Origin of the sequence: Nocardia rhizosphaerae, from assembly GCF_042650365.1 — a bacterium.
In the GTDB taxonomy this organism is placed as follows: Bacteria; Actinomycetota; Actinomycetes; order Mycobacteriales; family Mycobacteriaceae; genus Nocardia; species Nocardia rhizosphaerae.
In genome coordinates, this window is the sequence record NZ_JBHSBA010000007.1 from 738,136 (window position 1) to 755,935 (window position 17,800).

Sequence of the window (17,800 nt, forward strand, 5' to 3'; positions counted from 1 at the left end):
AGGGCGATGACAGACGACTGGAGCCGATGGCTCGACGACGGCGCAGCGGAGGAGCCGTCGGACGAACCGTCCGGCGATCGCGCGCCGGTCGTCCGGTTGCGGCGCAGGAACCGCGAGGCGGGCGCGCACCGGCCGATCCTGGTCGTCGGCGGCTGTGGCGGCGCGGGGACAACGACGACCGCGCTCGGCCTCGCCGCCGAACTCGTCACCGCTGGTGCTGCCACGGTCGCTGTCGACGCGACCGCGGCGGGCAGCGATCTGGCGCTGCGCGGCGCCGACAAGCACCTGCACCCGGTGAATCTGCAGTCCTGGGTGTACGGCCGCGGCGACGACGAACCGGCGCCGCTGGAGGAGTGCCTGTCGCGCTCCACCTCCGGGTTCGGACTGCTCTGGCGCGACGCCACCCCGCTGCGGCGGCGCGCGACATATCTCACTGTCGCCAGGGCTTTGGACGCGGATGGGTACACCGCGGTCTACGACGGCGGCAACGCGATAGCCGGTCGGCAGCTGCGTCCCCTGCTCGACGATGCCGAGATCGCGCTCGTGCTGGCCATTCCGGCGCGCGCCGACGCCGCGAATCGGCTCCGGGTGAGCCTGGAATGGCTCGACGACCACTACGGCGACGAGGGTGCGGGCGTGGTCGCCGACACCACCATCGTTGTCTCGCACCAGTATTCGCACGACGACTCGCGCGTTGCCGAGCATTTGCGTGAGCATCTGTCCGGCTGGGTGCGCGAGGTGGTCGAGATCCCCTACGACCCGCACCTGGCCCGCGGCGAGCTGGTTCGGCACAGCGAGCTCGCGGCCGTCACGCGCGCGGCCTATGGGCGGTTGCTCGCCGGGGTGGCATCATGACGGCCGCTATGAATCTTCGTCGTCGTCGTGAACCGGCGCCCGCTCCCGGCGCCGGTGTCGGGGTGGTCGCGCCGCCGGAATCGTTGCGCGCGCCGATCTGGGAGCGTCCGGTGCCCGGGGTCGGCCGGGCGCCACTGGTGTGGCTGCTCGGCGGGCACGGCGGCTCGGGCGCCAGCACGCTCGCCCATGTGCTCGCCCCCGCCGCCGACGCCCGCGGCCGGTGGCCAGGGGGATTCGAGCGCGAATCCCCCTACGTCGTCCTGGTCGCGCGCGAGACCATCTCCGGTCTCACCCGCGCGCACGACCTGCTGCGCCAGCACCACGCCGGGCTCGCCGGTCCGTCGCTGGTGCTCGGCCTGATCACGGTCGCGGCGCGGCCGGGACGGGTACCGCCGGAGATCCGGCGGTACCGGGATGTGGTCGGCTCACTGGCCGGGCACGTCTGGCAGGTGCCCTGGATCGAGGAATGGACCCTGGTGGAGTCGGAGGCCCTGCCGGTGTGGTCGCCGGGCGACGAGATCGCGCCACGCAAACGCCGGGTCGATCCGCTCGACGAGGTCCCCGCCGAGATCGGTGAGCTCGGCACCGAGCTGGTCGCCGCCATCCGCGCGAGCATCGATACGCCCGCGCCGGAGGAGGGGCGGTCATGACAGGTGAGCAGGGTCGGCGCGGGTCGTGTAGAAACGTGTGTCGGCGTCGAAGTGTTTGTGGCACAACACCTTTACAGTGGGAGAAAGGCACCCGATGAGCATGATCCTCCTCGCCGTGCAGGACACGTACGGCACTGTCCTGGCCCAGGTGGGTAATCCGACGCCGGAAGCTCCCCCCGGGTCGGAGAAGATCCTGCAGCTGGTGCGCTACCTCACCTGGTTCGTGCTGCTGTCGGGCATCTGCGGTATCACCTACGCGGGCGGCAAGTTCGCCTGGGAGCGCTGGACCGGCGGCGGCCTCGAGTCGCCGAAGATGGTGGCGGGAGCCATGATCGGCGGTGTGGTGGCGACCAGCGCGGGCACCATCATGAACGCGGTCATCGGTACGTGATGATCACCGTGCTCGCCTACAAGCAGATGCCGGCGGAGGTGCTGGCGCCGTTGATGCAGCTGCTGAACTGGCTGCTGTGGTTCGTCCTGCTCTCGTGTCTGGCCTGGATGATCCTGTCGGCGGGCCGGTTGTGGATCGCGTTCCGCTCCGATCTGGCCGTCAACGACGCCTCGCACGGCGTGCTGATGAGCCTGATCGGTGCCTCGGTGGCCAGTACCGCGTCCGCGATTGCGCTGGCGTTCCTGCCGGCGTGAGGGGGACCGCCATGACGCGACCGGTCGCGGTCGGGATCGCGCTGCTGGCCGCGGCGGTGGCCTGCGGCCGGGACGGCGGTTCCGGGCTCGACCTGTCGGCAGCGCCGACCGGGGTGCGCTGGCAGGACTACCAGGGCATCGCACTGCCGCGGACCGACCAGGGTCCACGGACGGAGTCCGGCAGCGCCGCAACGGGTTTCGAGCATTCCCCGCGCGGAGCCGGGCTGGCGGCGCTGACCCACACCATCCGGTTGTCGGTGGCCACGGACAGCCAGTGGGCGGCGGTGGTGAACCAGGAAGTCGAACCGGGTCCGGCACGCGACGAATGGGCGATCAACCGGGTGCAGTTGTCCATCACCGGCCCTGCCGCACCCGAGTACGCCCCGAGATTGTTGGGTTACAAAATCATTGAGTATGGAGACGAGCTGTCCAGGGTCGAGGTGTACACGGAGTATTCGGACAGCTCCCGCGCGGTCAACCACACCACCGTCAGCTGGTTCGGCGGGGACTGGCGCTTACGGTTACCCGACCCGCAGTCCGAGGACCGACCCGTCGACGCCGTCGACGAATTACCTACCGACATCGTGATATTGGAGGCACCGAGGTGAGCGCGAAGGAGCCGGGCACGCGCGACCGCGCGTCCTTCGGCATGATCGCCTCCGGTGCCCTGCTCGCGCTGATCCTGGTCGTCGGCGCGGTCGTGTACTTCACCAGCAGCGGCGAGGCGGCCACCGACACCGCGCCGCCGCCCGCCCAGGCCGCGGGCGGCACCGGCTTCGCCGAACCAGAGATCGATGTGCTCGGCAGGCGGGTCGACGTCCCGAACAATCCGGCGGGCCAGCCGCTGGCACAGGTCCCCGGCACCCAGCGCACGCCGGTCGACTCGGACTGGCTCACCGCCGCGCCCGTCGGCACGACGAAACCGCACGGCTGGCAGCGGGTGTTCGGTGCGTCGGTGCCGTTCTCCACGTCCGACGGGCCGACCAGGATCGAGAACGGCATGGCGGTCGGCTACGCGCGGACCCCGCAGGGTGCCGCGCTGGCGGCCGCGCAGATCACCTACCGGCTCAATGCCAGGCCCGCCGACCGCGAGCTCTACGTCACTCAGGTACGGGCCAGCTCCGCGCAACTGGCCGCCTACGACGCGGCGCTGTCGAGCGACCGGCTGCCCGCGCAGCAGCCGGAGAAGGTGACCAGGTACTTCGTGGCGACGGACGCGTTCAAGATCGATGATTACGCCGACGACATGGCGATCGTGCGACTCGCCTCGCGCGGCCCGGTGATCGACGGTAAGCAGTTGTATGCCGCCATGCGGTTGATCGTGGTGTGGGACGAGGGAGATTGGCGGCTCAAGCCGTCGACCACCACCAATGCCCAGACCGAATATGTGGAATCGCTGGCGGGGTGGACGAAATGGTGAGCATCGGTGAACAGCACAGCCCGGATCGATTCCCTGCGGACCATCGAGGGGTGCCAACAATGCTGAGACGGATCGTCACTATTCTCGCGGTGATCTTCACCGTGATGATCGCGACGCCGACGGTGGCCTACGGCCAGACCTACGGCTTCGACGAAGCGTGCAACGAACTGCACGACACGCTCGACAGCGTCGCCATTCCCGGCATCTCGCTCGGCGACGCCGCCTCGGCGGTGTGCAAGGCGGGCAATGCCGCCACCCATCCGGGTGAGGCGGCCACCGTGGTCAAGGACAAGGCCTGGGATTCCACCTTCGGCAAGGTGGTCGACTCGCTGATGAAGGGTCTCGGCGAGGCGCTGATCCTGGCGCTGACCTTCTGGATGAAGGTGCCCAACGAGGCGGTGAGCGATTCGGGCGCCCTGTTCACCAAGATCAACGACTACACCTATCAGATCCAGATATTGCTGCTGATCGCGTCGGTGATCATCACCGGCGGCAGATTGGCCGAGGCCAGACGCGGGGCGGCCGTCAGCGAGGCCGCCGAATCGTTCCGCCTGTTCGCCCGTGTGGTGTTCAGTTCGTGGATGCTCGGCGCGGTGATCGTGGCAGGCACGCGGGCCTCGGACCTGTTCTCCGAGTGGATCATCGCCGACGCCACCGGCGGCAATGCCAAGAACATGGCCGAGCTGATGGTGAAAACCAGTAAGTTGCAGGCGTTCTCGCCCGGTCTGGTGCTGATCATCGCGATCGTCGGCCTGCTCGGCGCGCTCGCCCAGATCGTGCTCGCCATCGTCCGGCAGGGTCTGCTCGTCGTCGCGGCCGGTGTGCTGCCGCTGGCCGCGGCGGCCTCGGCGACCGGGACCGGAAAGCAGTCGTATCAGAAGCTGATCGGCTGGATCATCGCGTTCATGCTGTTCAAACCGGTCGCGGCGATCGTGTACATGATCGCGTTCACCACCGCGGGCCACGTCGACGAGACCACCGCCTCCGGTGGCCTGCCCGAAGGCGAGCAGGCCCAGCGGATGCTGGTGGCGCTGGTGCTGCTGTGCAGCGTGGCGTTCGTGCTGCCCGCGCTGATGCGCCTGGTGGCGCCCGCGGTGGCCACCGTCGGCACCGGCGGTTCCGGTCTGATGGTGGCCGGTGGTACCGCGGTCGGCGCGATGGCACTCGGCGCGATCGGCACCAAGGCGGTGGCCACCCGGCCCGCCGCCGCGCCCGGTTCGGCGGGCTACTTCGGCAGTGCCGCGGGCGGTTCGCGCCCCGGTGGTGCCGGTGGTGCCGCCGCGGGCCGTTCCCCACGCGGGCCCGCGCCGACGCCGCCACCCCGCGGTGGCGGCGGTGGCGCACCCGCTCAGCCCAGCTCCGGCTCGGTACCGTCGGGCGCGGCCCGCAACGTGGTCGCCGCGCGGGCGGCGGCGGGCGGCGCGGCCAGAGCCGACGAGTCCATGGGCGACCTCGCCGGTGACCGCTGGGCGAATCGTTCACCCGACCTCGGCAGGAGCACGATTCCGCGATGACTTCCACCTCCTCGGCCGACACCTACGAGCGCCGCTCGTACGGGTTGTGGCAGAAGCCGCGCAGCGCGGGCCTTTTCGGCCTGCGCTGGGAAGAGACCGTGATCGGTTTCGTCGTGGTGATCGCCGCGCTGATCAGCGCGATGGTCGGTGGATTCACCTGGGGCTTCGCCGTCGGCGGCGTCGGCGCGTTGGTGATGGTGCCCCTGGTGTGGCGGACCGGGGGCCGTTCGGGCTACGAGACGGGACTGATGATGTTCAACTGGATGCGCTCGCGGAAGAACGGCGAGCACGTGTACCGCGGTGGTCGGTTCTCCCGGATCCCCGGCGGTGTCACCAAACTGCCAGGCCTGCTCGCGCCCTCGAAGCTGTACGAGGGCATCGACGCGGGCGGCTACCACTTCGGGATGATCCATCTGCCCGCGTTCGCCCAGTACACGGTGGTGCTGCGGGCCTGGCCGCAAGGCCATGAGGCGGTGGACCAGCCGGTGATCGACCGCTGGGTCGCGGCCTGGGGCACCTTCCTGGCCTCGGTCGGCCAGACCAGCGACATCGTCGCGGTGGTGCCGGTGATCGACACCGTGCCCGAGACCGGCAACCGGCTGCTCAACGAGGTCTCCACCATCACCCGCCCGGAGGCGCCGGACCTGGCCCAGCAGGTGATGTACGAGCTGGCCACCGAATTGCCGCAGGAGCGGGTACAGCTGCTGCCGAGGGTGGCGATCACCTTCAAGGCCACCACCGCCGAACGGCGCAAGAACCCGGCCGAGGAGGCCGTGGAGATCGGGCGCAGGCTGCCGGGTATCTGCGCCGCGCTGGCCGAGGCCGGGGTGCGAGCCCAGCCGATGGCGGCCGAGGAGGTCATCTCCTTCATCCGGCGTAGCTACGATCCGGCCGCCCAGGCCGATCTCGAGGTCGCCGCGGCGGATCCGGGCGGGCACGGTCTCGGCTGGGACGACGCGGGCCCGGTCTCGCACGACGAGAAATGGGATCACCTGATCCACGACGGCGGCCGATCGGTCACCTGGGAGATGGACGCGGCCCCCGAGGGCGCGGTCGACGAGCGGGTGCTGCAGCGGCTGCTCGCGCCCAATCCCGAAGTGCCACGCAAGCGCATCGCGATCGTCTACCGGCCGCATTCGGCCGCCGACGCCGCCGAGATCGTCGACGACGACTTCAAGAACGCGCTGGTCGCGCAGCAGAGCGAACGCGGCGTCGTCTCGGCCGCGGCGACCCTGCGGGTCGGTGCGACCCAGCAGGCCCGCGAGGAACAGGCCCGCGGCCACGGGGTGACGCGCTTCGGCGCACTGGTGACCATCACCGAACCGTTGCGCGGTGATCTGCCGCGCATCGAGGCCATCACCCGCGACCTGTCCACGCAGGCCCGGCTCAAGATCCGGCGCTGCTATCGCTACCAGGCCGCCGCGTTCGCGGCGTCGCTGGGGTGCGGCGTCATCCTGCCCGAGCACGCGACCATTCCGAAGGCATTGGCGGGGTGAGGCGATCATGGGACGCGACTTCGACGACATCGCGCTACGGCCCGTGCACCGGCCGCCCCGCATCCGCGGGGAACGCGAGCCACGACCGGTCGGGACCTCCGCGCGGGTGAGCGAGGACGCGCTCGGCGTCGAGGAGCGCACCGAACCCGCCGACCGTGCGCCGGCGTGGGACGACGTCGAGGAGCACGACCGTGCCGCGCGCGCGGGCAGCGCGCGCCCCGACACGCCGGGCGGCCGCTCGCATGGTGCGGACCAACGCCGTCCCGCCGTCGAGCCCCGGCCGGACCCGCGCAGGCGAACCGCGGACGACGGCGCGGAGCCGGGCACCGACACCCGACGGCGCCGCCCCGCGATGGGTAGCCCGGACGACGAGGCGGATGGCGGTCGGTCCGCCGGTCGCCGGCCCGACGACCGGGCACGCGGACGGCGATCCACCGGGAGCGAGGCCGCTCGTCGTGACGGCGACCCGCGGGGCCGACGTGCCACCGACGATGCCGTCCGCGGGCGCGCCGACGATCCGCGTGCGCGCCGCGACGGCGCGGCCGGCGGCGGCACAGGGCGGGCACCGCGCCAAGGGGAGCGGCGCCGCCGGCCGGATCCGGCCGGGGCCGCCACCGCGCGGCTCGACCGCGGCCTGCGCGCCGAGGATCACGGTCCGCGGCTGAATCACGAGGCCGCGATGGGAACCCGCCGCAAGCAGCGTCCGGCCGATCCGCCGAAGCTGGTCAAGCAGGCCCGGATGCCGAAGGCCGAGCGCCCCGACGACCTCGCCGACCGGGCGATGGGCTCGGGCCGGGCCAAGGGCAGGGGCAAATCGGACCGCAAGCAGTCCGGCCCGCCGCTGCTCGACGACGTCACCCGCGCCCGCTACGAGATGATCGCCCGCGAGCAGTCCGGCTTGCGCGCGGCCTGGGCGACCTTCCGCATCCACACCGACGACCTGCGCCGCAACAACGCCAAGGCGCGCACCGAGGCCGTGGTCAGCGACGGATTCGACCGCACCACCGCCGAACTCACCGACCGCGGCTACTCCGGGCCGGGCGGCGGCAAGATGAACGTCGTCGGCCGCCCGGTCGAATACCGCGCCACCACCGCCCAGGTCGCCGGGCTGTGGCCGTGGTCGGTCGGCGCGGGCGCGCCGCTGATCGGCACCCCGCTCGGCTCGCACCTGCACACCGGCGCCCCGGTGTGCTTCGACCCGATGAACTGGTTCATGCGCGGCAGCTTCATCACCGCGCCGAGCCTGTTCGTCCTCGGCCTCAACGGTTTCGGCAAGTCCTCGCTGGTGCGCCGGATCGTGCTCGGCGGCATCGCCCAGGGCATCACGCCGCTCATCCTGGCCGACGTGAAACCCGACTACCGCAAGATGGTCGAACTCGTCGGCGGTCAGGTCATCGACCTCGGTTACGGGCACGGCAAACTGAACCCGCTCGCGGCGGGCGTGCTCGGCTCGGTGGTGCCGCGGCTCGACGATCTGCCCGCCCTGCAACGGCAGGTGCTGCAGGACCTGCGGGCCAGGCAGGTGACGCTGATCGCGGGTCTGGTGGAGCTGGTGCGCGGTGCCAGGGTCGCCGACTTCGAGGAAACGCTGATCGCGACCTCGCTGCGCATCCTGTACCAGCCGGGCAGCGGCTTCACCCCCGACAAGCCGCCGATCATGGAGAACCTGCTCGAGGTGATCGTCGGCGGCGGCGCGGAACTGATGCTCGACGCGGGCGCCGACAACGACGAGGAGTACCAGGACGCGATCAAGAACCTGCGTCGTTCGCTGCGCGCGCTCACCCAGGGCCCGTTCGGCGCCATCTTCAACGGTCAGACCTCGGTGCCGATCGACACCGGCGCGGTCGCGGTGTGCATCGACGTCTCGCACATCCCCACCGGCGACAAGAAGCTCAAGGCCGCGGTCATGCTGGCCTGCTGGGCCGACGGTTTCGCCTCGGTCGAGGCCGCGCACGTGCTGGCCGACGCGAAACTCGGTCCGCAGCGGTACTTCCAGGTCGTGATGGACGAGCTGTGGCAGGTGCTCGGCCTCGGCGACTTCATGGTCGACCGGGTCGACGAGCTGACCAGGCTGCAGCGTGGTCTGGCCACCGCGCTGATCATGATCAGCCACACCATCAAGGACTTGCAGGCGCTCGGCTCGGACGCCGCGATCGCCAAGGCGATCGGCTTCCTGGAGCGGGCCCGCGCCAAGATCTTCGGCGCCCTGCCCGCCGAGGAGATCAGCAGACTCGACTCCACCGTGCCCTTCACCTCCGCCGAACAGGAGATGGTCACCGGTTGGTCGGCACCGCAAGCGCTCACCGGTGAGGCGCTGCGGCCGGGCCAGCAGCGGCCGTCACCGCCGGGCACCGGCAAGTTCCTGCTCAAGATCGGTGAGGATCGCCGTCCCGGTATCCCCTTCCACATGGAGTTCACGGTGTCGGAGCGAGAAAGCGGAATCCACGACACGAACCAGCGGTTCAGCGAATTCGGCGATGCCCCGCGCGCCGGTGCGGAACCGTCGACACCGAACGGAGGCCGGCAATGATGCCGCACCGGTCCTACCGCAGGGTCTCGCCGGAGGTCCGCACAGCCGCCGTCGAGCAGGTACTCGCCCTGACCGACAAGTTGCGCAGCGAATCCGAGGCGTGCCGGGTGGTGGCCGAGCAGATCGGCGTGCATGCCAACTCGGTGCGCAACTGGGTGCGCGCCGCCGAGGGCCCGAGCCTGGAACGGATGGACGCCACCGCGTTGCGCCGCAAAGTGGTGCTGCTGCAACAACAGCTGGCCGCGGCCGCCGAGATGAACCGTACCCTGGCCGACACGCTCAACGAAGCGCGGCGCCGCACGTGAGGACCGCCGCGGCGGACCCGGATCCCGGCGCCCGGCGCGGCACGCCAGGGAGCGCGCGGTGAACGTCAGGACCATGACGATGACGGCATTCGGTGCCGTCATCGGGTTGATCGCGCTCGTCCTGGTGATCGTGCTGCCCGCGGCCGACGAGACCTGCGAGACCACCGATGTCCTCGACAGCTCGGCGGTGCCGACCTTGCCGCCGCTCGGCGGCGAGAACCCCGGCGACACCAGGGCCGCGGCACCGTCGACGACCAACCCCGCCGTCACCGGCACCCCGTCGCTGGCCGCCGGGATCGGCCCGCTGCGGCGCACGCTGCCGCTCGAGGTCGGTACCTTCACCGTCTCCGATGTGTTCGGTTCCCGTGGCGGCAGGCACCTCGGTATCGACCTGGCCGCCGCCGACGGCACCACCATCTACTCGGTGTCCGACGGCCGGGTCGTCGCCGCCGGTCCCGCCTCGGGCTTCGGCAACTGGATCGTCGTCGACTCGGTCGACACCAACGGCCGCGCGTACTCCGCGGTGTACGGGCACATGTGGGACAACGGGGTCCGGGTGCGCACGGGGGAGACGGTGACCGCGGGCCAGCCGATCGGGATGGTCGGCTCCGCGGGTGAATCCTCCGGCCCGCACCTGCATTTCGAGATCGTGCCGGGCGGTCGGTTCACCGGTGGCCGCCAGATCGACCCGATCCCGTGGCTCGACGGTGCGCCGACCCCGGATGTCGGTGGCGCGCGAGCGTTCTCGATCGACGCGAACTGCGTGCGCGGGTTCGGGACCGCCGGTGGCGCGCTCGCCGACGGCAAGGTGCCCGCCGAGCTGGAGATCTGGTATCGCAGGGCGGGTTCGGTGTGCCCGGAGATCTCCTCCTCGCTGCTGGCCGCGCAGGCCAAGCAGGAGTCCGGTTTCCGGCGCGGGCTCACCTCTCCGGCCGGCGCGCAGGGCCTGGCGCAGTTCCTGCCCGGCACGGCGGTGAGCATCAATCCCGACGACGGCAGGCCGTACGTCATCGACGCCGACGGCAACGGAACCGCCAGCGTGTGGGACGACGGGGACGCGATCATCGGCCAGGCCCGCTACATGTGCGCCATCGCGCGCAAGATCTCGGGCTGGATCGCCGAGGGCCGGGTCTCCGGCGACCTGACCGCCCTGACCCTGGCCGGCTACAACGCAGGTGAGGGCGCGGTGCTCGCCTCCGGCGGCATGCCCAATCAGGTCGCGGCGCACTACTCCGAGACCAGGCCCTACGTCACCAACATCCTGACGATGGAACCGCAGTACCGGGCGCCGGGCGCGCAGGGCCGGTTCACCCCCGAACCGGGCGGTGGGGGCGCGCAGATCGTGGAGGCCGCCCACGACTGGCTCGGCACCCCGTACGTGTGGGGTGGCGGCGGCCCGCAGGGCCCGAGCCGCGGCGGATTCGACGCGGCCGGGCTGACCGCGGCGGCGGTGTTCGCGGCGTCCGCGGGGGAGATCAGCCTGCCCGGCACGGCCGAACAGCAGTGGGAGGCAGGACAGGAGGTGTCGATGTCGAAGGTCGCCGCCGGTGACCTGGTGTTCAGCGACTTCGGTCCGCGCGGCCCGGCGATGGTCGGCATCTACGCGGGCGAGGGTCTGCTGATCCAGGCCGTGCCGGCGTCGAGTGGCAGCGGTGGCGGTGTCGTCGAGGTCGCGGTGCCGGGCGACGCGCGGGCGAGGAGGGTGTTGTGAGGGCATGTCGCCGCGCACCGGGGATAACCTGGTGGGAGAGAACACGAATCCGCACGATCCCGGCGGTGATGCTCGTGGCGGTCCTGTGCACGGTCGCCGCCTGCGGCGGTGACGCCGATCCCGCGCGCTCCGACGGCGCCACCTCCACCACCAGGCTGCTCGAAGCCACCACGGTCGACCCGACCACGCCCGACGGCGTCGCGGTCGTCGCGCTGCGGGAGATCTACACCTGGAACCCGGCCGCCGAGCAACCCGGCGATTCGGTCGAGCGGGCGCGAAAATGGCTGGGGCCGAGCATGATCGGTATGCTCGACAACTCGGCCGACGTCACCGCGACCCCGAATCCGTCCGTGCAGTGGGCCGATTGGGGCCGTGCCCACGCGCGGGTCGAGGCGTTCACCTTCGCCGCGGGCGAGCGAGCACCCGACGGCGCCGACCCGGCCGTGGCGCAGTACAAGATCGGTATCGAGCAGACGGTTGTCTATCCGAACGGGCGGTCCGAGGAACTACCGCCGAGCACGGTCATCGCGACCGTGGTACAGACGCCACAGGGCTGGCGCCTCGACGCGTTCCGCTGAGCACCCACACCCACCGACCCAGTCCACAAGGAGGCACACGTGGCGAAGAAGAAGGTGACGGATCCGGCCGCGGTCGGACCCGACACGACGCTGATCCTGATCGTGGTCGGTTTCGCGACCCTGATCACCCTCGCCGTCGCGCTGCACCTCGGCAATGCGATGTCGGTGGTGCCGCAGAACATCCCGGTGAACCCGATCGCGGTGGTCGCCGACCTGGCCCGCGGGAACCTGCAGTGGCCGCGGGCGTCCACGGTGATCGTGATCCTCGTCGTGCTGGCGGTGATCGCGTACGTCGTGATCCGCAAGCAGCTCGCCAAGCGCGCGGTCAAGGGCAGGCTGTCGATCGACGACAAGGCCGACCACATGGGCAGTGGCAGCGCCATCGCCTCGATCACCGAGGCCGGTGTCCGGGAGAAGGCGAAGGAGCTGGGCGTGCGGCTCGGCACCAACGACTCGCCCGGCGTCCCGATCGGTGTCGCGGTGGCCGACGGCACCCCGCTCTACGGCTCCTACGAGGACCTGCACCTCGACATCTGGGGCCCGCGTCAGGGCAAGTCGACCTCCAGGGTGATCCCGGCGATCCTGTCGGCCATCGGCCCGGTCCTGGCGACCTCGAACAAGCGCGATGTGGTCGACGCCACCCGCAATGTGCGCGAGGCCAAGGGCAGCGCCACCTTCGTGTTCGATCCGCAGGGTGTGGCCGGGGAACGACCCGGCTGGTTCTGGGACCCGCTGGCCTGGGTCGACTTCCGCAAGGAGGGCTGCGAGATGCGCGCGGCCCGGCTGGCCGGGCACTTCGCCGACGCCGAGAGCACCGGGGCCGACACCAGCGACAACTTCTTCGACCCGGAGGCCGAGGACCTGCTCGCCGGGCTGTTCCTGGCCGCCGCGATCGCGGGCAAACCCATCACCCAGGTGTGGGAATGGGTGACCAACCCGCAGAACAGCGAGCCGATCGAGCATTTGCGTAGCGCCGGGCACGATTTCACCGCCGCCGGTCTGGCCATGCAGTACAACGCCGAACAGCGCACCAAGAGCGGCATCTTCGGCACCGCCAAGAAGATGGTCCGCTGCCTGCAGATGTCGAACGTGCACCCGTGGATCACCCGCGGCAACGGTGATCGGTTGCAGTTCGACGAGCTCGAGTTCGTCGAGCGCAACGGCACGCTGTACTGCCTGTCGCTCGAGGGACGCGGCTCGGCCGCACCGCTGGTGAGCGCACTCACCGAGGCTGTGATCGACGTGGCGATGCGCAAGGCGTCGATGTCCTCGGGCGGCAGGCTGCCGATCCCGTTGCTCGCGGTGCTCGACGAGGCCGCCAACGTGGTGCGCTGGAAGGACCTGCCCAAGCAGTACAGCCACTTCGGTTCCCGCGGCATCGTGGTGATGACGGTGTTGCAGTCGTGGGCCCAGGGCGCCCGCTGTTGGGGCGACGCGGGCATGAACGCGCTGTGGTCGGCGGCCAATATCAAGGTGCTCGGCAGCGGTGTCGACGATATGGCCTTCCTGCGTGACCGGTCAGAGGCGATCGGGGAGTACGACTCGATCTCGTCGTCGATGTCGCAATCGGGCAGCAGCAAGAGCTACTCGCGTTCGCTCAGTTCGTCGGTGACCTTCACCGCCCAGGGTCTGGCCACGCTGCCCCGCGGCCGGGCGGTGGTGTTCACCTCGGGCCAGCCCGCTGTGCTGGTCCGCACCGTGCCGTGGTGGGAATCGGAGTACGCCGACGCGGTCAAGCAGTCGATCGAATACAACGATCCGACGCGCAAGACCCGCATCGACGACCTGATCGGCACGCCGGTGCTGTCGCAGTCCACCCCGCCGGATCAGCTCGGTGACATCGAGGAGGCCAAGCCACTGTGAACGACCAGACGCAACCCGCGCGTGACATCACCAATGGGTACGAGACGGTGTTCGATTTCGTGACCGACTACCTCAGCAGGGTCTACAGCAGGCAGGTCACCGATATCAGCGATACGGTGTGGTGCCCGGAGTGGTGGCGCCATCCCGAGGCCGCGGTCCGGCTGCACGCGCTGTGGCAGGCCTGGGAGCACTTTCGGATGCAGGGTGGGCCGGGGATCAGCGTCTGGTTCCTCGATCACGCCGACCCGCACATGGCCAAGTTGTTCGATTCGCGTGGTCCGTTCAAGTATTGCAGCGTGCGCAACGGCCACAAGGCGATGCTCGAACCGCTGCCCTACCAGCAGCCGCAGGCGGGCGACGGGCAGCTGTTCACCGATCCCGACGTCAGCGAGACGATCGAGAAGACCCGGCCGTGAGGCGGGCGGCACGGCTCGGGCATCGGCACCGAGCCGTGCCAGGCTCGCTCAGCGTCCGCGATCGATGCCGCGTTCGATGCCGCGCTCGAGCCCACGCTCGAAGCCTGCCCGCCGCGCACCCGCATTGGCCCGATGGATCGCCTCTTCGGGCGAGATACCCTGACCCATCTCCACGAGCATCCGCACCTGGGCCAGTTCCGGTGCTACACCGGCGCGTTCGAGGTGGGCCGCGATCGCCGCGCGCCGCTCCACCGAGTCGTAGCCCAGTTGCGGCGCCTGCGTGGCGGTCGCCGTCGCCGAACTCGCGGCGGCGGCGCTCGCGAACGGCGAGGTCGGGTCCTTCTCCAGGCTGAGACCGCGCGACTGGGTGGCCTTGTTGCCCAGCGACATCATCTGCACGAGCTCGATATTGCGCGGGTCCTTGGCCTTCAGGTCGCGGGCCTCGCGCACCTGGAGTTCCCTGGCTTCCTTCATCTTCGCCTCGACGGCCTTCGCGCGGGCTTCGGCTTCCTTCTGCCCGTGCTCGCGTGACTTGAGCGCGACGAGAGTGGCCATCTGCAGCATGGTGCGCATCATGGCCGATGTTTCGCTACCGATGTCGTCGAGTTCCGCCATGACTGCTCCCCGATGCGGCTGTGGAAGTGGACATCTGAGCCTACCGCGCGAAGGACACGCCGGGATGTCGGGCAGCCCCGACACGGGGGAGTGTCGAGAAATTCCGGCGAAACGGACCGGACACCGATCGATGTCCGGTCCGTCGGGGTGGTGTCAGGCCACCTTCACGCTGTTGAACGAGATCGGCATGGCGGGCGCGCCGTCTCGGGCACCACCCTGGACACCGGCGCCCGCGACCTTGTCGAGCGTGGCGAGTCCGGCCTCGTCGATGGTGCCGAAGATGGTGTAGTTGGGCGGCAGTTCGGTGTCGCCGAAGACCAGGAAGAACTGGCTGCCGTTGGTGCCATCGCCCTCCGGCGAGATACCCGCGTTGGCCATCGCGACCACGCCGCGCTGGTAGTTCACCGGCGTCTGCAGGGCCGGATCGCCCAGCGGGTACAGGTCGGTCGGGTACTCGTTGTCGAAGGTGTAGCCGGGCCCGCCGCCACCGGTGGCCGCCGGGTCACCGCACTGCAGGATGCCGAAGCCAGGGCTGGCCACGATGCGGTGGCAGCTGGTGTTGTCGAAGTAGCCCTGCTCGGCCAGGCTCACCATGGAGTTGACCGTGCACGGCGCCTGCGCACTGCTCAGCGTCAAGCCGATCGGGCCCTGGGTGGAGTCGATCGCGAGCTTCACCTCGGGACCGTCGGTGGCGACGGTCGTGGTGGCCGGGGCGGTCACCGGCTTGGCCGGCTCGCGGCCCGCCGGGTACGCGCAGTCCACGGTGGCCGGCTTGACGGCGGGCGGCGGCGGACCCGGTAGCTCGAGCGGGGTGTTGACGAACGTCGTCGTCGGCACTTGCGACGACGATTCCGCCGTCGTGCTCGCCTCGTCATCGCCCCTGGTGAGGAAGTACACGCCGACACCGGCGGCCGCGACCACGATGACACCGAGGACCGAGCCCGCGATCACGAGACGCTTACGCTTCTTCTCCTGCTCGGCCCGTCGTACCAGCTGGCGCTCCAGCTTGCGCTTGGCCGCCGCCCGTCGCTGTTCGTTGCTCGGCACTACCGCGTTCCTCCCATGTCGTCGAATTCGTCTAGAGGGTAACCGGTTGGACTCCGGGGGCGCCCGTGGGGAAAACTGGATGATCGTGACCAAGACCAGCAGCTTCACCGCCCCGAAGGGGGTCCCGGACTACGTGCCGCCCGGATCGGCCGAATTCGTCGCCGTGCGCGACGGCTTGATCCACGCCGCCCGACTCGCCGGGTACGGGCATATCGAGCTGCCGGTCTTCGAGCAGACCGCGCTGTTCGCGCGGGGTGTCGGCGAATCGACCGACGTGGTCAGCAAGGAGATGTGGACCTTCGCCGACCGCAACGGTGAGAGCTTCACGCTGCGGCCGGAGGGCACCGCGGGAGTGATGCGCGCGGTCATCCAGCACGGCCTGGACAAGAGCGGGCAGCTGCCGCTCAAGCTCTGCTACGCCGGGCCGTTCTTCCGCTACGAACGCCCGCAGGCAGGCCGGTACCGGCAGCTGCAGCAGGTGGGCATCGAGGCGATCGGCGTCGACGACCCCGCGCTCGACGCCGAGGTCATCGCGGTGGCCGACGCCGGATTCCGCGGCCTCGGCCTGGACGGGTTCCGGCTCGAGATCACCTCGCTCGGCGACGAGACCTGCCGCCCGCAGTACCGGGAGTTGCTGCAGGAATTCCTGTTCGGGCTGCCGCTGGACGAGGAGACGCGGCGTCGCGCCCAGATCAACCCGCTGCGCGTGCTCGACGACAAGCGGCCCGAGATCCGCGAGCTCACCGCGAACGCGCCGCTGATGATCGATCACCTGTCCGAATCGGCGAAGACGCACTTCGAGCAGGTCCTCGCGCACCTGGACGCGCTCGGCGTGCCCTACATGGTGAACCCGCGCATGGTCCGCGGCCTCGACTACTACACCAAGACCACCTTCGAGTTCGTGCACGATCAGCTCGGCGCGCAGTCCGGCATCGGTGGCGGCGGCCGCTACGACGGGCTGATGGCCGAACTCGGTGGGCAGCCGCTGTCGGGCATCGGCTTCGGGATCGGCGTCGACCGCACCGTGCTGGCGCTGGCCGCCGAGGGCAAGTCGGCAGCCGATCCGGCGCGCTGTCAGGTGTACGGCATCGCGCTCGGCGATGCCGCCAAGGCGCGCCTCGTCGCGCTGGCTGGTGCGCTGCGCGGCGCCGGGATCAGCGTCGACCTCGCCTACGGTGGCCGCGGGATGAAGGGCGCGATGAAGGGCGCCGACCGGTCCGGCGCGAAGTACACCCTGGTGCTCGGCGATCGTGATCTCGAGGAGCACTCGATCGGGGTCAAGGACATGGCCACCGGTGAGCAGCGGCAGGTGCCGCTCGGTGAGGTCGTCGGGGTGCTGCGCACCGCGCTGCGCCACTGAGCCGTGCGGTCCGTGGCGCGGTACTCTCAGGCCCGCCGCGGACCGGACGGGCCGGTACGGGTGGAGAGGGACTGACGGTGGACGGGGATTCCGGGCGGGCCGCGGCGGAACCGGTCGGCATCGACCTGGTGGCGCCCGAGGTGTTCGCGCCGATGCTGCGCAAGCTCACGCTGGCCGCGGTCGGTGTCGGCATCGGGGTGGCCCTGGTGGCGGCGGTGTGGTTGAGCTGGCCGTACGCGGTCGTCCTCGGGCTGGTCGTCGCCGTGCCGACCATCGGGTACGTGCTCGCCTTCCGGCGCAGGCGGATGTGGTTGCGTGGCACCGAGATCCACGCGCATCGGCTCTTCGGTGCCAGGGTCGTCGACCTCGCCGACGCCACCGGTGTGCAGCTGCTGGTGTTCCCCGGCAGGCTCAGCCGCATCGTGCTGAAGGTGACGGCGGGCACCGAGATCCAGCTGATCCCGCTGGCGATGTACACCGACGCGGGCAGCGGCAGGGAACTGCACCTGCTCGGCCTGCGCAAGCTCGCCGACGCGCTGGCCGCGAGCGAACTCGCTGCCGCGATCTCGGTGTCGGAGGTGCTGGTGACGCAGCTACGTGCCGAGGCGAGGGACGCGCCGCTGGGTGAGCGGCCGCTGTATCGCGGAGTGCGCCTGGTACGGGACAAGGACGCCGTATCGCCGGTGGTGCTCACCGATGCCGAGGTCGCCGCCCTCACGTGAGTGCGAGTGCGGGGCCGTCGCTCGGACGGCATCCGCGCTTCGCCCGTGTGCGGCCGGTCGGCGCCGGAGAGGT

At 70.5% G+C, this 17,800-nt stretch carries 18 protein-coding genes; 16 read left to right on the top strand and 2 right to left on the bottom strand.

What is annotated here, in order from left to right; translation table 11 throughout:
- Positions 1-6 precede the first annotated feature (6 nt).
- The 14 genes from ACFOW8_RS18160 to ACFOW8_RS18225 all read left to right on the top strand — a co-directional run bounded on the left by ACFOW8_RS18160 (position 7) and on the right by ACFOW8_RS18225 (position 13,983).
- Entirely contained in the window at positions 7-855 is an 849-nt protein-coding gene (locus tag ACFOW8_RS18160; protein WP_378551821.1) for a hypothetical protein, read from the top strand.
- 8 nt (positions 856-863) lie between these two features.
- Entirely contained in the window at positions 864-1,505 is a 642-nt protein-coding gene (locus tag ACFOW8_RS18165; protein WP_378551822.1) for a hypothetical protein, read from the top strand.
- 94 nt (positions 1,506-1,599) lie between these two features.
- Positions 1,600-1,896, top strand: coding sequence for a hypothetical protein (locus ACFOW8_RS18170; protein ID WP_022566424.1), 297 nt, complete (start codon positions 1,600-1,602; stop codon positions 1,894-1,896).
- Entirely contained in the window at positions 1,896-2,150 is a 255-nt protein-coding gene (locus ACFOW8_RS18175) for a hypothetical protein (protein WP_378552094.1), read from the top strand. The genes ACFOW8_RS18170 and ACFOW8_RS18175 overlap by 1 nt, the downstream gene beginning before the upstream one ends.
- Before the next feature lie 11 nt (positions 2,151-2,161).
- Positions 2,162-2,758 carry a hypothetical protein gene (locus tag ACFOW8_RS18180; protein WP_378551823.1) on the top strand — a complete coding sequence of 199 codons (597 nt, stop codon included), beginning with the start codon at positions 2,162-2,164 and terminating at the stop codon, positions 2,756-2,758.
- On the top strand, positions 2,755-3,570 hold the full coding sequence (locus ACFOW8_RS18185; protein WP_378551824.1) for a hypothetical protein: 816 nt from the start codon (positions 2,755-2,757) through the stop codon (positions 3,568-3,570). Before ACFOW8_RS18180 ends, ACFOW8_RS18185 begins: the two co-directional genes overlap by 4 nt.
- A gap of 59 nt (positions 3,571-3,629) precedes the next feature.
- Complete coding sequence (locus ACFOW8_RS18190; protein WP_378551826.1) at positions 3,630-5,084, top strand: hypothetical protein; 1,455 nt, start codon at positions 3,630-3,632, stop codon at positions 5,082-5,084.
- Entirely contained in the window at positions 5,081-6,580 is a 1,500-nt protein-coding gene (locus tag ACFOW8_RS18195; RefSeq protein WP_378551828.1) for an SCO6880 family protein, read from the top strand. Before ACFOW8_RS18190 ends, ACFOW8_RS18195 begins: the two co-directional genes overlap by 4 nt.
- Before the next feature lie 7 nt (positions 6,581-6,587).
- Positions 6,588-9,110 carry a hypothetical protein gene (locus ACFOW8_RS18200; RefSeq protein WP_378551829.1) on the top strand — a complete coding sequence of 841 codons (2,523 nt, stop codon included), beginning with the start codon at positions 6,588-6,590 and terminating at the stop codon, positions 9,108-9,110.
- A complete protein-coding gene (locus ACFOW8_RS18205; protein WP_378551830.1) occupies positions 9,107-9,415 on the top strand; it encodes a transposase in 309 nt (102 codons plus the stop codon). Before ACFOW8_RS18200 ends, ACFOW8_RS18205 begins: the two co-directional genes overlap by 4 nt.
- A gap of 58 nt (positions 9,416-9,473) precedes the next feature.
- On the top strand, positions 9,474-11,126 hold the full coding sequence (locus tag ACFOW8_RS18210; RefSeq protein WP_378551831.1) for a peptidoglycan DD-metalloendopeptidase family protein: 1,653 nt from the start codon (positions 9,474-9,476) through the stop codon (positions 11,124-11,126).
- Positions 11,127-11,194: 68 nt separating this feature from the next.
- Positions 11,195-11,704 carry a hypothetical protein gene (locus ACFOW8_RS18215; protein WP_378552095.1) on the top strand — a complete coding sequence of 170 codons (510 nt, stop codon included), beginning with the start codon at positions 11,195-11,197 and terminating at the stop codon, positions 11,702-11,704.
- Between the two features lie 39 nt (positions 11,705-11,743).
- The gene (locus tag ACFOW8_RS18220; RefSeq protein ID WP_378551832.1) at positions 11,744-13,567 is read left to right on the top strand and encodes a type IV secretory system conjugative DNA transfer family protein; all 1,824 of its coding nucleotides are present in this window, start codon (positions 11,744-11,746) and stop codon (positions 13,565-13,567) included.
- Positions 13,564-13,983 (top strand): DUF4913 domain-containing protein, encoded by a 420-nt coding sequence (locus ACFOW8_RS18225; RefSeq protein WP_378551835.1) that lies wholly within the window; start codon positions 13,564-13,566, stop codon positions 13,981-13,983. The genes ACFOW8_RS18220 and ACFOW8_RS18225 overlap by 4 nt, the downstream gene beginning before the upstream one ends.
- Before the next feature lie 48 nt (positions 13,984-14,031).
- Here the strand turns inward: ACFOW8_RS18225 and ACFOW8_RS18230 are convergent, their stop codons facing one another.
- Together ACFOW8_RS18230 and ACFOW8_RS18235 are read right to left on the bottom strand one after the other, a co-directional pair.
- Positions 14,032-14,598: a hypothetical protein gene (locus tag ACFOW8_RS18230; protein ID WP_378551838.1), complete on the bottom strand. Its 567-nt coding sequence runs from the start codon at positions 14,596-14,598 to the stop codon at positions 14,032-14,034.
- A 153-nt stretch (positions 14,599-14,751) separates the two neighbouring features.
- Positions 14,752-15,645, bottom strand: coding sequence for a peptidylprolyl isomerase (locus ACFOW8_RS18235; RefSeq protein WP_378551840.1), 894 nt, complete (start codon positions 15,643-15,645; stop codon positions 14,752-14,754).
- Between the two features lie 85 nt (positions 15,646-15,730).
- On the opposite strand from ACFOW8_RS18235, the gene hisS reads away from it, so the two are divergent.
- Complete coding sequence (hisS, locus tag ACFOW8_RS18240) at positions 15,731-17,005, top strand: histidine--tRNA ligase (protein ID WP_378552096.1); 1,275 nt, start codon at positions 15,731-15,733, stop codon at positions 17,003-17,005.
- Positions 17,006-17,082: 77 nt separating this feature from the next.
- On the top strand, positions 17,083-17,727 hold the full coding sequence (locus tag ACFOW8_RS18245; RefSeq protein WP_378551842.1) for a hypothetical protein: 645 nt from the start codon (positions 17,083-17,085) through the stop codon (positions 17,725-17,727).
- Positions 17,728-17,800: the final 73 nt, after the last annotated feature.

Bases quoted from the DNA above. Each gene is read 5' to 3' on its own strand.
- ACFOW8_RS18205 (WP_378551830.1), top strand. From the start codon at position 9,107: ATGATGCCGCACCGGTCCTACCGCAGGGTCTCGCCGGAGGTCCGCACA.
- ACFOW8_RS18200 (WP_378551829.1), top strand. From the start codon at position 6,588: ATGGGACGCGACTTCGACGACATCGCGCTACGGCCCGTGCACCGGCCG.
- ACFOW8_RS18215 (WP_378552095.1), top strand. From the start codon at position 11,195: ATGCTCGTGGCGGTCCTGTGCACGGTCGCCGCCTGCGGCGGTGACGCC.
- ACFOW8_RS18195 (WP_378551828.1), top strand. From the start codon at position 5,081: ATGACTTCCACCTCCTCGGCCGACACCTACGAGCGCCGCTCGTACGGG.
- ACFOW8_RS18230 (WP_378551838.1), bottom strand. From the start codon at position 14,598: ATGGCGGAACTCGACGACATCGGTAGCGAAACATCGGCCATGATGCGC.
- ACFOW8_RS18165 (WP_378551822.1), top strand. From the start codon at position 864: ATGAATCTTCGTCGTCGTCGTGAACCGGCGCCCGCTCCCGGCGCCGGT.
- ACFOW8_RS18180 (WP_378551823.1), top strand. From the start codon at position 2,162: ATGACGCGACCGGTCGCGGTCGGGATCGCGCTGCTGGCCGCGGCGGTG.
- ACFOW8_RS18175 (WP_378552094.1), top strand. From the start codon at position 1,896: ATGATCACCGTGCTCGCCTACAAGCAGATGCCGGCGGAGGTGCTGGCG.
- ACFOW8_RS18190 (WP_378551826.1), top strand. From the start codon at position 3,630: ATGCTGAGACGGATCGTCACTATTCTCGCGGTGATCTTCACCGTGATG.
- ACFOW8_RS18170 (WP_022566424.1), top strand. From the start codon at position 1,600: ATGAGCATGATCCTCCTCGCCGTGCAGGACACGTACGGCACTGTCCTG.
- ACFOW8_RS18160 (WP_378551821.1), top strand. From the start codon at position 7: ATGACAGACGACTGGAGCCGATGGCTCGACGACGGCGCAGCGGAGGAG.